The 14,701-nt window shown below is 66.5% G+C and carries 12 protein-coding genes; 5 read left to right on the top strand and 7 right to left on the bottom strand.

Translation table 11 applies throughout. From position 1 onward, the window contains the following. The first annotated feature begins 12 nt into the window (after window positions 1–12). Window positions 13–1,770 carry a helicase C-terminal domain-containing protein gene (locus tag NMP98_RS12425; protein WP_254858027.1) on the top strand — a complete coding sequence of 586 codons (1,758 nt, stop codon included), beginning with the start codon at window positions 13–15 and terminating at the stop codon, window positions 1,768–1,770. A 102-nt stretch (window positions 1,771–1,872) separates the two neighbouring features. Here the strand turns inward: NMP98_RS12425 and NMP98_RS12430 are convergent, their stop codons facing one another. From NMP98_RS12430 to NMP98_RS12455, 6 genes are all read right to left on the bottom strand, one after another. Then, entirely contained in the window at window positions 1,873–3,093 is a 1,221-nt protein-coding gene (locus NMP98_RS12430) for a metal-dependent hydrolase family protein (RefSeq protein ID WP_254858028.1), read from the bottom strand. A gap of 53 nt (window positions 3,094–3,146) precedes the next feature. Further along, on the bottom strand, window positions 3,147–4,178 hold the full coding sequence (locus NMP98_RS12435) for a class I SAM-dependent methyltransferase (protein ID WP_254858030.1): 1,032 nt from the start codon (window positions 4,176–4,178) through the stop codon (window positions 3,147–3,149). After that, entirely contained in the window at window positions 4,175–5,311 is a 1,137-nt protein-coding gene (locus NMP98_RS12440; RefSeq protein ID WP_254858031.1) for a 60S ribosomal export protein NMD3, read from the bottom strand. Before NMP98_RS12440 ends, NMP98_RS12435 begins: the two co-directional genes overlap by 4 nt. 54 nt (window positions 5,312–5,365) lie before the next feature. After that, complete coding sequence (locus tag NMP98_RS12445; protein WP_254858032.1) at window positions 5,366–6,136, bottom strand: hypothetical protein; 771 nt, start codon at window positions 6,134–6,136, stop codon at window positions 5,366–5,368. A gap of 90 nt (window positions 6,137–6,226) precedes the next feature. Further along, the gene (locus tag NMP98_RS12450; protein ID WP_254858033.1) at window positions 6,227–6,661 is read right to left on the bottom strand and encodes a GtrA family protein; all 435 of its coding nucleotides are present in this window, start codon (window positions 6,659–6,661) and stop codon (window positions 6,227–6,229) included. After that, on the bottom strand, window positions 6,662–8,089 hold the full coding sequence (locus tag NMP98_RS12455) for a sulfatase (protein ID WP_254858034.1): 1,428 nt from the start codon (window positions 8,087–8,089) through the stop codon (window positions 6,662–6,664). 148 nt (window positions 8,090–8,237) lie between these two features. Between NMP98_RS12455 and ggt the strand changes: the two genes are divergently transcribed. After that, the gene (gene ggt / locus NMP98_RS12460; protein WP_254858035.1) at window positions 8,238–9,860 is read left to right on the top strand and encodes a gamma-glutamyltransferase; all 1,623 of its coding nucleotides are present in this window, start codon (window positions 8,238–8,240) and stop codon (window positions 9,858–9,860) included. Between the two features lie 73 nt (window positions 9,861–9,933). Further along, window positions 9,934–10,800 (top strand): zinc metalloprotease HtpX, encoded by an 867-nt coding sequence (gene htpX, locus NMP98_RS12465; RefSeq protein ID WP_254858036.1) that lies wholly within the window; start codon window positions 9,934–9,936, stop codon window positions 10,798–10,800. On the opposite strand, the gene NMP98_RS12470 is transcribed toward htpX, so the two are convergent. After that, window positions 10,797–11,798 carry an AI-2E family transporter gene (locus NMP98_RS12470; RefSeq protein ID WP_254858039.1) on the bottom strand — a complete coding sequence of 334 codons (1,002 nt, stop codon included), beginning with the start codon at window positions 11,796–11,798 and terminating at the stop codon, window positions 10,797–10,799. The two genes, htpX and NMP98_RS12470, sit on opposite strands and share 4 nt — an antisense overlap. Window positions 11,799–11,896: 98 nt before the next feature. Here NMP98_RS12470 and NMP98_RS12475 point away from each other — a divergent pair, with 98 nt between their 5' ends. After that, window positions 11,897–12,931 carry a thiamine ABC transporter substrate-binding protein gene (locus NMP98_RS12475; RefSeq protein ID WP_254858041.1) on the top strand — a complete coding sequence of 345 codons (1,035 nt, stop codon included), beginning with the start codon at window positions 11,897–11,899 and terminating at the stop codon, window positions 12,929–12,931. Then, window positions 12,932–14,683, top strand: coding sequence for an ABC transporter permease (locus NMP98_RS12480; protein ID WP_254858043.1), 1,752 nt, complete (start codon window positions 12,932–12,934; stop codon window positions 14,681–14,683). The last annotated feature ends 18 nt before the right edge of the window (window positions 14,684–14,701 follow it).

Consider the following 14,701-nt stretch of genomic DNA (forward strand, 5'->3'; position numbering starts at 1 on the left):
GCTCGGTTCGGTGTGGACCCGTCGCGAATCGTCGAGGAGTTCCCCGCGCCGTCGTTCCGCGGGGCTCAAGAGCAAGCCCTCAGTGACATCCGCGACGCCTTCGCCGCCGGCAACGACGTCGTCCTCGTACGTGCGCCGACCGGCAGCGGCAAGTCGCTCCTCGCCCGTGCCATCGCCGGCTGTGCCCGCCGCCCCGGCGAGGCCGAACACGTCCAAGCTACTGGCGCCTACTACACCACGCCGCAGGTGTCCCAACTGGACGACGTGGCCGGCGACGAACTGCTCGAAGATTTGAGCGTTATCCGCGGAAAGTCAAACTACGACTGCATCCTCCCCGGCGAGACTTCGACACCCGTCAATCAGGCACCCTGCGCCCGCGAGCGGGGGTTCGACTGCCCCGTCAAACACCGGTGTCCGTACTTTTCGGACCGCTCCATCGCCTCGAACCGCAATATCGCGGCGATGACGCTGGCGTATTTCATGCAAACCGCCGGTAGCGACGTCTTCGGCAAGCGCGACGTGGTCGTCGTCGACGAAGCCCACGGTCTCGCCGAGTGGGCCGAGATGTACGCCACTATCGAACTCTCGCCCGCCGAGGTTCCCGTCTGGGACGCCTGTGAACCGCCGGAAATCGACGGTCTCTCCGACGTGGAGGACTACGTCGAGCGACTGACGAGCGTCTGCTCGCGCCGACAGGAGGAACTCCGGGGGAAACTCGAACTCTCGCCGGCGGAGGCCGAGGAACGGGACCAACTCGCGGAACTCGTCCGCGATTTGGGGTGGTTCCTTGAGGACTTGCGTGACCCCGAGAGCCCGACGACGTGGGTGGCAGACCAAAGCGAGAACCGCGCGATCACCGTCAAGCCGCTGGACCCCGCACGGTATCTCCATCACACCGTCTGGGACCGGGGCAACCGGTTCGCCCTGCTGTCGGCGACCATCCTCAACAAGGACGCCTTCTGCCGAAGTGCCGGTCTGAACCCCGACAACGTCGCGCTGGTCGACGTGCCCCACACCTTCCCCGTCCAGAACCGCCCGCTGTACGACGTGACACAGGGGAAGATGACCTACGAACACCGAGACGAGACCCTCCCGAAGGTCGCCCGCAGTATCGTCCAAGTCATGGCGAAACACGACGACGAGAAGGGGTTGATACACGCCCACTCGTATGCCATCGCCGACCGCCTCCACGAGTTACTCGACGACTTCGGCGTCGCAGACCGGGTTCGCGGCCACGACAGCGAGAACCGAGACGCGGCGCTGTCGGGGTGGAAACGAAGCACCGGCGCCGACGTGTTCGTCTCCGTGAAGATGGAGGAGGCGCTGGATTTGAACGGCGACCTCTGTCGGTGGCAGGTGCTGTGTAAGGCGCCGTATCCGAACACCAACGACTCCCGGGTCGCCCAGCGGCTCGAAGACGGCCAGTGGGGATGGTACTACCGGACGGCGCTCCGGACGGTGATTCAGGCCTGCGGTCGGGTGGTTCGAGCGCCCGACGACCACGGCGCGACGTACCTCGCCGATTCCTCGCTCGTCGACCTCTTCGAGCGTGCCCGCCACGACATGCCCGAGTGGTTCGAAGCACAGGTCGACCGGATGACCCGTCCGGAACTCCCGGCGTTCGACCCGACATCGGCCGTCGGCGACGCCTCGGAAGCGGATTCCTCGCCGTCCCGACAGCGCTCGAAATCGACGTCACAGACCTCGAACGCCCGTCGCTCGGGGTCCATCGACGACCACCCGCTGTCGGACGTGTGGGGCGACGGTTAGAAGAGACTCGCCGCGTAGGCGACCATCGATGTCACCATCAGCAGCGCGAAGAACAGCGCGAAGACTTTCTGTCGGTCCATACGCGGAGTTGCTCCCGCCGTCTTATAAGTCCCTCGCCGTCGCGTCGACCCGTCTCCCGTCCCGGTACGTCGCATCCACGTCCCGAACCGCCTCGATGCCGTCGCGGGGGTCACTCCCCAACGCGAGGAAGTCCGCGCGTGCCCCCGGCGTCAGCGTTCCGACATCGTCGGGAACCGTCCGTCCGGCGACGCGCGTCGCCGCCTCGATGGCCGCTACCGGCGAGAGGCCGACCTCCTCGACGAGGAGTTCGAGTTCGAGGGCGTTCTCGCCGTGGGGGACGAGGTCGGGGCCCATGAAGTCCGTCCCGGTGGCGATGGGGACGCCAGCCTCGTGGGCACGGCGGACCGACTCGACGTGGGCGTCGAAGGCCTCTCGGGCCTTCCGGAGGCCGTACTCGGGGACGCCGTGGTCGGCGCCCGATTCGACGATTCGGAACATGATGGAGAGCGTCGGGACGAACGTCGCGTCGGTGTCCAGCATGAGGTCGATGGCTTCCTCGTCGAGGTAGAAGCCGTGTTCGATGGTGTCGACGCCGTTTTCCAGCGCCGCGATGACGCCCGCCGTCCCCTGTGCGTGGCTGGCGACCTGCAGGCCCGCCCGTTCGGCCTCCTCGGTGAACGCTCGGATTTCCGCGTCGGTGAACTGCCGCTCGTCGGGAGCGTCTTTCTCGGAGAGGACACCGCCGGTCGTCATGATTTTCAGACAGTCGACGCCCTCGCGAATCCGCTGTCGGGCGGTCTTGCGACACTCGTCTTCGCCGTCGGCCAGCGTCGCGATTCCGAGACCGTCCTCGCTGGCCCACTCGTACGGGAGGAAGTGGGCGTCGCCGTGGCCGCCGGTTTGAGAAATCGAGCGCCCGCTGGTGTAGACGCGCGGTCCCGCCACGTCGCCCGATTCGATGGCCTCCCGGAGGCCGAGAGCCACCGTACTGCCGAGGTCCCGGACCGAGGTGAAGCCGGCGTCGAGCAATCGTCGACAATCCGCACTCGCCCGCGCCGCACAGACGGCGTCGCTCGCCAGCACCCAGTCGGTCGGGTCCATCGTCCGCAATCCCTGCATGTGGACGTGGGCGTCGATGAATCCCGGGACGACGATGTTGTCGGTCAAATCGAGCCGTTCGCCCACCGGGTCGACGTCCTCCAGTGGACCGGCCTCGGTTACGGTTCCTTCCTCGACGGTGAACCGTCCGTCCTCCAACACCCGGCCGTCACCGCCGAGAAGCGTGCCACAATCGACGTACATGTCGCGGCGTGTGGGTCCAAACCACATAGCACCCCCGGTCGCCCTACGGTCGGTCAGTCCACGCGGGCGTCGACGACGCCGTGGACGACGCCGGCGCTGTGGCTCTTCACAACGCGTGTGTCGAGCACGTCGACCGCCTGGCCGTCCGCCGCGGCCTCCAATCGCTCGATCGGCCGCTCCGGAAACCGCTTTTCGGGCGTCGCTTCGTGGAGATGGAGCGTTCCACCCGAAACGAGGGCATCGAGCGCCGAATCGAGGTACTCAGCGGTCTCGTAGTAGCCCATCACGACCCTGTCGGCGGTCGTCTCCACGTCACGGCAGTCGCCCAAGACGGCCCGAAACCGCTCGGAGACGCCGTTCAACATCACGTTCTCGACGAGCAGGCGGTAGGACTCCGGGTCGATTTCGGCGGCGGTCACCTCGGCGCCACTGCGGGCCATCGGCAACGCGAAGTAGCCGATACCGGCGAACATGTCGAAGACCCGTTCGCCCGAATCAACGACCTCGCCCATCCGGGCGCGTTCGGCCTTGTTCCCCGGCGAGAACATGACGCGCGAGAGGTCCACGGCGTACTTCGTGCCGTGTTCGACGTGGACGGTTTCGGTGTCGCCGGTCCCTGCGACGACCTCGGCGGTGGGGTCCCGGCGCGTCCCGTCGATGCCGCCGCGGGCGAGCACCGTGTCGGCCTCGCCGTGGAGGTCGAGTAGTGCCTTGCCGACGGCCTCGCGTCGGTCCGTCGACAGCGACCCCTCGGCGGATACGTCGCCGAAATCGGCGAGGACGACGCTACCGATGACGGCCCACGAACCGGGTGCGGCGTCGATTTCGGCCGCCGAGAAGCCGCGGTCGGCCAGCAAATCGTCGAGGCCGCGCTCCCGACGCGGTAGCTCGACGGAGCGAACGTCGGTGACAGCCGTCGACTGAGGCGGTTTGATGACGGGAACGGCGATGTGGCTCTCGCCATAGGGTTCGACGCTCCGACCGGAGTCGTAAACGCCCTCCTCGCGGAGCGCGTCGATGGCCGTCTGCGTTCGCGACTTCTCGACGACTGCGGCGAGGTCGCTGTCGTCGCCGCCACCGGTCATTCCTCGTCGCCGTCGGGCAGGACATGCAGTCCCTCACGGTGTTTCAACACCGGCACCTCGTCGGCGTCGGCGTTCATGTAGTCGGGCCGTGGGACGGTCTTCGATTCGAAGGTTTCGGGGTCCAGCACTTGCACCGCACGCTCGTCTTCGATTGCGACGACGGTCGTCCGTTCGGCGTCCGCTCGGGTCCCGAGTTTCCGGGCGTCGGGGGCGATGCCCTCCTTGAAGTCGGCCTCGTAGCGCTCGCCGGTCTCCACCCGCTTGCCCTTGAGGTTCCCGTGGGCGCTGGTGACGACGACGGGGCCATCGCCGTCGTCGAGGTCGATGACGTCGCCTGGCGTGTACGGCGGCAGGCGCGCGACGAAGGTGACGCGGTACACCTCGTTGCCGTCGCCGTCCTCGGTGACGAGCGTCGGCGCATCCGAGACCGACCCGCCCAACTCCCGGACGATGCGGTGGGCGATACCCTGGCCCATCTGGTTGGTGGAGATTTTCATATTCAGGCCGTCTTTCGTCTCCTTGGTCTCGGTGATGAACGCGTTGCGGTCGCCCGTCGCCTCCCGTTCGGCGATGTACTCCTCGGCGATTTCCTTCGCACGGTCGTTCTCCTCTGGTGTCGGGTTGCGGTCGGTACCCCGAACCTGGACGATGGCGGCGTAGTAGTCGCCGGCGATGCGACCACAGCGGTCGCAGGTCTCCCGGGAGATGTAGACCGGGACGGTCACTTCCTCCGAGAGCGGCGTCTCGCGGATACGGCCGGTGAACAGACAGTGCATCCGGATGGTGTTCTGGTCGACCTGTTCGGGTTCGACTCCCCAGTCGACCTCCTCGGCGTCGACGTGGACCGACAGCCGTTCGGCCGTCTCCTCGACGGCGATGTCGGTGTAGTCGCGGGCGCCCACGTCGACCCAGCGCTTCCCGCGGTGGAGGGCACCACACTGGCTACATACCCGAACCTCGATGCGGTCGGGGGCATCGACCAACTCGAAATCTTCGAAGTAGCAGTCGTCACACAGCACCGCATCGGGGTCGGCGTGGCCGCCGTGTGGCCCGGGGAGGTCCGCTTCCGGCGGACGCTCGACGGCGTCGCCACAGCGCGGGCAGAACTCACCGGAGCGGGGACCGGAACTCATTGGCGGTCGTAATCGGCGGAGGCGTTTAAGCGGCGCGGCACGCGGACGTCCCGTTTAGGCGTCTCCCCGACACTCAAGCAGTTTCCCCTCTGCTCTCGGGTCGGGGGATTCCTCGCCCGACATTTCGACGCGCCAGACGACGTTCTCGTCGACGTAGTATCGGGCCGTCCACCAGTAGTCGCCGTGGAACTGATTCGCTTGGAGAGTGAGTTCGACCGTCGTGCCGTCCACGTCGAAGTACGCCGTCCCCGACTCTCCGGGTGCGGATGGCGGCTCGAAATCCGAAGACAGCGACGCAACCAACTCGATGTGGCGGTCGACCTTCTCACCCGGGGGTTCGATGTGGTCTTCGGCCTCGCCCGACTCGGCGGCCGTCTGAAGCACCTCGCGGAGTGTCTCGTCGTCGACTTCGTCGATGGGGACGATGTCGGCACCTTCGGGCGCGTCGGCCGTCCTCGCGCCCACGTTGAGCGTCGGCCGGTAGACCCCGCCACTCCCGGAGAGCGTGGCCTCGTAGCCGCCGTCGACGGAGGTGGGGGTCTCCGAAACGGCGACGGACAACCCGTAGGAGTCGACCCGGGATTCGGGTTCGTACTCGACGACTTCGTCGCGATAGTAGACGCCTTCGTACGCTTCGAGGAACGATGTCACCGTCTCGCTGTCGAGTTCACGTGGCCACTCCACGTCGAGGTCCTGACTCGTCGGACAACTCTCCGGCAGTTCGCGGGTGTCACCCCCGGGAAGGGCGTCGGTACAGCCGGCGAGCGTCGCCGCGGTCGCACCAGCGGCGACGAGCAGGGCGCGTCGATTCGGTGTGGGGTCCATACACGACTGTCCGGTAGAGCACAGGGTGGGTTTTGTGATGACTCAAACGTCGGCTTGAGTTATCGAACCGTCTCGGGGATTCTGTGCCCTTTAGAGCACGTCGCCGCCCCACGTCCACTTCGTGTCGAGGACGTAGCGGTAGATGCCGCTGATGCCGATGGCGACGGCGTTCGCGAGCAGGTACTGCACCGACACCCACTCGACCAGCGCGAACAGCACGCCGAGTTGGATGGGTATCGCCGACCCGCGGACGAGGTTCGTCTTCAGCAGGCCGTATAGGTATCCCGAGAGACCGGTATTCCGGTTCGCCTGGAACGTCCAGGCGTTGTTCAGGATATACTGGAAGATGATGGTGGTCTCGATGGCGACCGTCGCGCCCACCAGATAGTTCCACCCGACGTAGTCGACGAACAGCCACAACAACACCATCTGGAGGCCGGCCGCGGTCGCCCCGACGGCGACGAACCGCTGGAGTTGTGCCGCCGCCGGCCCGCCGACGAGGTTTCGGAGGAACTCCCGAACCATCTAGCGGTAACCGAGCGCCTCCAACCGTGTCTGGAGGTCCTCGTCGACCTCTTCCGGCCGTTCGGCCTCTGTGCCTCGAAGCGTCGCGGCGTGGGCCGACGCAATCGGCTCGAACCGCTCGATGACGGATTGCTGTTCCTCGGTCGGTTCAGCCGAGAGGTCCTCCTGTTGTGTCGGGTCCGATGGCCTGTGATACAGTTCGGTCCCGCCGGCATCGACGTTCTCGATGTAGGTCCACTCCTCGTCGCGGACGCTCACCAGGAGGTCGCCGTCGTCGAGTCCACGAGGAATCGGCTGGTCGGTCACCTCCTCACCGCGGACGGTCACGGAGACGACCGGCTCGTCGGCGGGGTCGACGCCCGAGGCGATGGTCGGAACGAGCGTCTCGCCGGTCCACGCCGAGGGCGCCTCGGCGCCGAGGAGGTCCGCAATCGTCGGCGGAATCGCATCGAGGGCGACCTGCCGTTCGACGCGGCGGGGTTCCGCCCCCGGAACGTCGACGAGCAGCGGGACCCGAATCAACTCGTCGTACAGTTTCGGGTAGTGCGCAAGGTGGCCGTGTTCTTGGAACTCCTCGCCGTGGTCGCCGGCGACGACGAACGCCGTCTCGTCGGCGACGCCGGCGGTGTCGAGTGCCTCCAGCAGTCGGCCGATGCTGGCGTCGACTTGCCGGGTCGCGCCCTGATACAGCATGCGAAGGCTCTCGAGGGTTCGGTCGCTGACCTCGCGTCCGAGCCCGGTCTGTGCGTGGGCGAGCAGCATCCGGTGGGTGCCGACGGTGTCGCCGGAGACTTCCCGGATGTACCGCGGTGCGGGCACGTAGGGCGTGTGGGTGTCCATGTAGTGCACCCACAGGAAGAACGGCGACTCCGTCCGCTCGATGAACGACTCGGCGCCGCCCTCGACGTCGGCCATCCGGGAGGTGTTGAGGAAGGGCTTGTCGTCGCTGCCGCCGCGGAGCCAGGAGGCGGCCCGGCGGAATGGCGAACTCGCCAGTTGGAGCCACGCTTCCACCGTCGGATGACTCGCCAGATACTGGCTGTAGATGCTGCTACCGATGTCGGCGACGAAGGCATCGAACTCGTCGAACCCGGAATCGTAGTTCCAGTGGGCGGTGAGAAAGCCGTTGGCGGCGTTGAAGCCGGCGGTGGAGACGCCGGCTTCCGAGAGCACGGCCGAAAGCGAGCTCGCCGGCTCGACGCCGATGTCGCCCGTATCCGCGAAGACGGGTCTGGACGACAGTATCGACGGGAACGAAAACGGCGTCCAGTTGCCGGTCGCGAAGGCGTTTTCGAACACCGTTCCGCGGTCGGCCATCGAGTCCAAAACCGGCGTGTGTCGTTCGTCGTCGTACGGGCCAATGGCGTCGGCTCGCAGCGAATCCACCGTCACGAGAACGACGTTCGAAACCGGGGTATCTGACTCCATTTTGGTGGTTCCTCGGTAGCCCGCGAAAGCGTCCGGACTCCTTGTGGGTGTCTCTGGAGCCTCACCGCCTAAATACCGTGGGTTTCGGCGTGTTTGGTCGGCAACGGGGAGACATCGCATCTATATTCTCGCCGCCCACACCCCCGATATGGACAATCCAACAGTCGACGGGTTCGGCTCCCGTCGCTCGACGATGTACGGGCCGAACGGCGCCGTCGCGACGAGCCAACCGCTGGCAGCGGAAGCCGGCCTCCGGACGCTACAGGTGGGGGGCAACGCCTTCGACGCCGCCGTCGCCACGGCCGCGGCGCTGAACGTCACCGAACCCACCTCGACGGGGTTGGGCGGCGACGTGTTCATGCTGTACCGAAGTGCCGACGGCGAGGTCGGCGCGATGCGCGCCTGCGGCGGCGCCCCCGCGGGTGCGACCCGCGAGAAGGTCCGGGAAGCCGTCGCCGACGAAGAGGGAGTCGCTCTCGAGAACGCGACGATGCCCGAAACCGGCGCGCACGCCGTGACGGTCCCCGGTACCGCCCGCGGCTGGGAGGCCACCGTCGAGGAGTTCGGCCGCCTCACGCTCGCCGATGCGCTGGAACCGGCCATCGAGTACGCCACCGAGGGGTACCCCGTCACCGAGGTCATCGCCAGCGCGTGGGAACACGGGGAGGAACTGTTCGAGTCCGACCACGCACGGGAGGCATTCCTCGTCGACGGTGAGCGCGCGCCGAATCCGGGCGAGACGGTCCGGCTCGAAAACCTCGGCGAGTCGATGCGGGCCATCGCCGAAGCGGGCGCCGACGTGGTGTACGAGGGGTACATCGCCGAGGCCATCGCCGAGGAAGTCCAACGCGAGGGCGGCTTCATGACCGTCGAGGACCTCGCCGACTTCGAGGTCGAGTACCCCGACCCAGTCTCGACCACCTACGGCGACGCGGAAGTGTACGAACTGCCGCCGAACAATCAGGGCCTCATCGCCTTGGAGGCGCTCAACATCGCCGAGGAACTGGGCGCTCGGGAGCATCCGGCGGACTCGGCCGCCCGAATTCACTACCTCGCCGAAGCGATGAAGTTGGCCTTCCACGACGGCCACCGCTACATCACCGACCCCGACTTCGAGGAGATTCCGCCGCTGGAATCGAAATCGTGGGCGGAGAAACGCGCCGCGAACGTCGGCGCGGAAGCCTCCGATGTCTCCTTCGGCATCCCCGATTCCAACGCCGAGGACGCCGACACCGTGCTGCTGTGTGTCGGCGACAGCGAGGGCAACGTCGTCTCCTACATCAACTCCCGCTTCGCCGGGTTCGGGAGCGGTCTCGTCGCCGGCGACACCGGTATCGCCCTCCAGAACCGCGGGGCCTCCTTTTCGCTTTCCGACGACCATCCGAATCGGCTGGAACCGAACAAGAAGCCGTTCCACACGCTCATTCCGGGGTTGCTGAAGCGCGGCGACAACGACTGGTCGGCCTTCGGCGTCATGGGCGGGTTCATGCAACCGCAGGGGCACCTCCAGACGCTCGTCGGCATGCTTGACGACGGCAAGACGCTACAGGGGGCACTCGACACCCCGAGATGGCGCTACCGAGAGGACGGCCGTCTGGCCGTCGAGGCGCGAATGCCGACTGCGGTCCAGAACGGTCTGCTCCGCCGCGGCCACGACCTCGAAGTGCTCCCGCCAACCATGTTCGGCGGCGCACAGGTCGTCCGCAACGAGGACGGAACGCTGTCGGCGGCGACCGAACCGCGGAAGGACGGCAACGCCTCCGTGTACTGAGCCTAAGTGACACTGCGGCCCGACGGCGTCGCCGACGCGCGGACTTTTAGCCCTCCGGGACCAACGTGGGCGTATGCAGTGGCAAACCGACTGGGGGCTCCGCGTTCGGATGGGGTTCACCATGTTCCTGCTCTTCGCCCTCTATCTCGTCTTCGTCGGCGTGTTGACGCTGTACTTCGGGAATCTGCTGATTCCAGCGATTCTGCTCGGGGCGTTCTCGCTGGCGCAGTACTTCTTCAGCGACAAACTCGCGCTCCGCTCGATGGGGGCCCGAACGGTCAGCGAAGAGGAGTATCCGCAATTACACGCACAGGTCGGCCGCCTCTCCCAGCAGGCCGACCTCCCGAAACCCGACGTAGCGGTCGCCGACAACCGAACGCCGAACGCCTTCGCGACCGGCCGCTCGCCCTCCCACGGCGTCGTCTGCGTGACGACCGGGCTACTGGAGGCGCTCGACGACGACGAACTCGAGGGCGTCATCGCCCACGAACTCGCCCACATCAAGAACCGCGACGTGGCGGTGATGACCATCGCGTCGTTCCTCTCGACTATCGCCTTCCTCATCGTCCGGTGGGGGTGGCTGTTCGGCGGGCGGAACCGAAACGGGGCGCCCGTTATCGTCGCCATCCTCGTCTCGCTCGTCGTCTGGGTGATTTCGTTCCTGCTCATCCGTGCACTCAGCCGCTATCGTGAGTACTCCGCCGACCGTGGCGCGGTCGCCATCACGGGCAATCCCTCGGCGATGGCCTCGGCGTTGATGACGATTTCCGGCCGGATGGACCGCGTGCCCGAGGAGGACCTCCGCGAACAGGCCGAAATGAACGCGTTCTTCATCATTCCCATCAGCAAGGGGTTCATCGGGAAAATCGCCCGGACGCACCCGCCAACCGAAAAGCGCATCGAGGCGCTTCGGGAGATGGAACGGGAGATGGAGAGTTAGTCGGTCTCCGCGGGCGCCCCACCATCGCTCAGGAGGTCGACCACTTCGACGAGAACGGCGACGGCCAGTGGGCCGGCGATGACGCCGATGACGCCGACGGTGAGGACGCCACCGGTGAAGCCGACGAAGTAGAGACTCGCGGGGAGATGTGCGTGACTCGAGGCTAACCGCGGGCGGACGAGCAGGTCGGGAACGAGGCCGATGAGCAAGGGACCGAGGATGATGATTCCGACAGCGCGGTCGGGCATTCCGATAACGAAGTCGTAGCCGGCGAGCCCGACCGCTAACATTCCGGGGCCGGCGATGGGGACGAACTGGAGGATAGCCGAGAGCACCGAGAGGAGGAGAACGTCGCTGTAGCCGAGGAGGTAGAAGACGACGAGGGCGATGGGGAACGTAACAACGGCAGTCGCTGCCTGAATGACGTACAGCGCATACAGCGTCCCGGAGACCCGGTCGTTGAGTGCCCGGAGAACGTCGTGGTACTGCGGTGGCGTAATCTCGAAGGCCGCCCGCCCGACGGCGTTCGGCCGCAAAAGAAGCCCGTACAGCAGGATGGTGAACATCCCGAGTTCGAGCAGGAGGAACACCGATGAAAAGGCGAGTGAACTGGCAATACCTCGAATAATCGTGGTCGCAGTACTGACCAACTCGGCGGTATCGAGCGTCGTCATGAAACCGAAGGCCTTTATCGGAATCTCCGGCGGGAGGTCCCGGAGCACCTCGAATATCGTGTTGCGCCGGCGAAACAGCGTCCACGCGATTGGTGATAGAAGCACGACCACGACGACGAACGCGAAGGTGGTCACGAGGCCGCTGGCGATTCGTCGAGAGATGCCACGATTGACGAGTCGCTGCCGGAGTGGATGGAGGACGTAGGCGACGGTGATGGCGAAGAAGACGACCTCGACGACCTCCCAGAGTATCGCCGCCGCTAGCAGTCCGACCGCGACGAGCAACCCAGCGAGAACGTATCGGCGGCGACGGAGAGACGACACGACCTTCGATTGCGCGCCGGTTGGCAAAACCGTTTCCCGACCCCCCTCGCCGTCCGTCGAACGCGCTTTTTAAGTACACGGAGGGGTACCACTCGGTAATGAGACGACGCACGTTCATCGCGGGTGCGGGAACCGCCGTCGCGGCGACGGCCGGCTGTGTCGGCTACACCGGCGGAAACGAGGGCGACGGCGTCGTCACCGTCGCTACCTACGAGTCATTCGTCGACAGCGAGGACTCCATCGGCCCGTGGTTGAAGGAGAACTTCGAGGCCGACCATGACGCCGAAATCGAGTTCACCGTCCCGAGTTCCGGCATCAACCAGTACATCCGCCGGGCACAGGAGGGCGCCGACATCGACGCTGACCTCTTCGTCGGTCTCAACGTCGACGAACTCATCCGTATCGACGAGGAACTCGACGAACCGCTGTTCGACTCCCTCGCCGGCGACCTCGAACGCTCCGACCGCGTCATCGATGACCTCCGGTTCGACCCCGACGGCCGTACGATTCCCTACGACACGGGCTACATCAGCCTCGTCTACGACGAACGCGAGGTCGAACCGACGACCTTCGAGGACCTCACCGACGAGGCCAACCGCGGGGAACTCATCACACAGAACGCCCAAGAGTCCGACCCCGGTCTCGCCTTCCTCCTGTGGACCATCCACGAGTTCGGCGCTGACGGTTATCTCGATTACTGGCAGCAACTGGAGGACAACGAGGTTCGGATTCTCGGGTCCTGGAGCGACGCCTACAACGCCTACACGAACGAGGCCGCCGACATGGTCGTCTCCTACTCGACCGACCAGGTGTACAACGGCGACACGCCGAGACACCAGGTCGGCTTCCTCAACGACCAGGGGTACGCCCAACCCGAGGGGATGGCCCGGTTCGCCGACGCGCCGGACGCCGACGCCGCGACCGACTTCATGGAGTTCATGCTCCAACCGGAGGTACAGGGCGTCATCGCCGAGCGGAACGTCCAGTTCCCGGCCGTCGACGACGCCGAACTCGACGAGGAGTTCGCCAGTCTCGCCCACGTCCCCCCGGAACCGGTCACGTTCGGCTACGACGAACTCGCCGGCAACCTCGACGGCTGGGTCGACGAGTGGGCCCGCCAAATCGTCGAGTAGATGGCTCGCTCCCGCCGGCGCGTCGACACCCCGTTTCTCGTCGCCGGTCTCGCGACGGCCGCGCTGTTGGTCGTCATGCTGTACTACCCGGTGGGGAGCGTCCTCGTGGAGGCGGTGTTCGCCGATGGTCGCCTCACGCTCGCACCGATTCGTGACGTTCTCACCGACTCGCTGTACTTCGGGGACCTCGCCGGCGTGTTCGCTGGCGAGTCGCCAGCCGACCTTCTCCGTGTGGTGCTCGCCGGCGAGGCGAGTTTCGGTCGGTTCGGATTCACGGCGTATCAGGCCGTCCTCTCGACGCTCTTGAGTCTCGCAATCGGCCTGCCGGGGGCGTACGTACTCGCGAACTACGACTTCCTCGGCCGCCGGACGGTCCGGTCGTTGACGCTCGTTCCGTTCGTCCTGCCCTCCATCATGGTCGCCGCTGGGTTCGCGGCGATGTTCGGCAGCAACGGTCCGCTCAACCGCGCGCTCGCCGCGGTCGGCCTCCCGACGGTCGAACTCATGTTCACGCTGGAAATCATCCTGCTGGCTCACGCCTTCTACAACGCGCCGCTCGTGGTCCGGGTCGTCGCGGCGGCCTGGGAGGGCGTCGACACCCGGATGGTCGAGACGGCCCGAAGCCTCGGTGCCTCCCCACGGCGGGCGTTCCTCGACGTCGTCGTCCCGCAACTCGCCCCCGCCGTCCTCACGAGCACGCTGCTCGTGTTCATCTTCACGTTCATGTCGTTTCCCATCGTGCTGGCGTTGGGCGGGTTCCAGTTGGCGACCGTCGAGGTGTTCCTCTACGACCGCATCTCCCGGCTTCAACTGGAGGAGGCCGCGGCGTTGGCCGTCCTCGAAGCCGCCATTACGCTCGGATTGACGTACGCGTATCTCCACTACGAGCGCGCCCAAGCGGCTACTCGCGGGGTCACTGCCCGGTCCCGCCAGCGACTGTTCGCACGCCTCGACCTCGCACGCCTCGCCATCGCCGGCTACGGGGTCGTGATTGCCATCGTCTTCGTCGGTCCCATCGTCTCGATGCTGCTGGCGAGCGTCCTCGACGCAAGCGGGGGGTTCACCCTGCAGTACTACGAGTTCCTGCTCGACCGTCGGGACGCCGTCGTCGGCACCCAACCGGACGTGGCCATCCGCAACTCGCTGGCCTTCGCCGTCGGGACGCTCGTCCTCGCAGTGCCGATGGGCGTCGTCGTTGCGCTGGCGACCGCCCGTGACACGCTCACCGCCCGCGTCGTCGGGACGTTCGCGATGCTGCCGTTCGCCGTCTCGGGGGTCGTCGTCGGACTCGGATTGCTCCAGACGGTCGTCTTCGGCGTCGAGGTGTTCGGCCTCCAACTGCAGGTGACCGGCGCCGTCGCCATCGTCGCCGCCCACGCCGTCGGTGCCTACCCCTTCGTCGTTCGGACGGTCACGCCCGCGCTGTCGTCGATGGACGACAGACTGGTCGAATCGGCTCGCGCGCTCGGTGCCTCCCGGACCCGGGCGCTCCTCGACATCGAACTTCCGCTCGTCACGCCGGCCGTCGCCGCCGGCGCCGCCTTCGCCTTCGCCATCTCCATCGGCGAGTTCAACTCCACGGTCGTCCTCGTCGAGGGCGGCGACGCCTACACGATGCCCGTCGCCGTCCAGCGGTATCTCTCCGACAGGACGCTCGGCCCCGCCACCGCGATGGGATCGGTACTCTTGGTCGTCACGAGCGTCAGTTTCGTGGTCATCGAGCGTCTCGGGGCGTACGGAGGAATCGAGTGATGGCACGGGATGGCGGCG

This window comes from Natronomonas gomsonensis (assembly GCF_024300825.1).
Taxonomy (GTDB): domain Archaea; phylum Halobacteriota; class Halobacteria; order Halobacteriales; family Haloarculaceae; genus Natronomonas; species Natronomonas gomsonensis.

Coding starts and splice junctions, on each gene's coding strand:
- NMP98_RS12450 (WP_254858033.1), bottom strand. CDS start 6,661: ATGGTTCGGGAGTTCCTCCGAAACCTCGTCGGCGGGCCGGCGGCGGCA.
- NMP98_RS12445 (WP_254858032.1), bottom strand. CDS start 6,136: ATGGACCCCACACCGAATCGACGCGCCCTGCTCGTCGCCGCTGGTGCG.
- NMP98_RS12475 (WP_254858041.1), top strand. CDS start 11,897: ATGAGACGACGCACGTTCATCGCGGGTGCGGGAACCGCCGTCGCGGCG.
- NMP98_RS12430 (WP_254858028.1), bottom strand. CDS start 3,093: ATGTACGTCGATTGTGGCACGCTTCTCGGCGGTGACGGCCGGGTGTTG.
- htpX (WP_254858036.1), top strand. CDS start 9,934: ATGCAGTGGCAAACCGACTGGGGGCTCCGCGTTCGGATGGGGTTCACC.
- NMP98_RS12480 (WP_254858043.1), top strand. CDS start 12,932: ATGGCTCGCTCCCGCCGGCGCGTCGACACCCCGTTTCTCGTCGCCGGT.
- NMP98_RS12440 (WP_254858031.1), bottom strand. CDS start 5,311: ATGAGTTCCGGTCCCCGCTCCGGTGAGTTCTGCCCGCGCTGTGGCGAC.
- ggt (WP_254858035.1), top strand. CDS start 8,238: ATGGACAATCCAACAGTCGACGGGTTCGGCTCCCGTCGCTCGACGATG.
- NMP98_RS12455 (WP_254858034.1), bottom strand. CDS start 8,089: ATGGAGTCAGATACCCCGGTTTCGAACGTCGTTCTCGTGACGGTGGAT.
- NMP98_RS12435 (WP_254858030.1), bottom strand. CDS start 4,178: ATGACCGGTGGCGGCGACGACAGCGACCTCGCCGCAGTCGTCGAGAAG.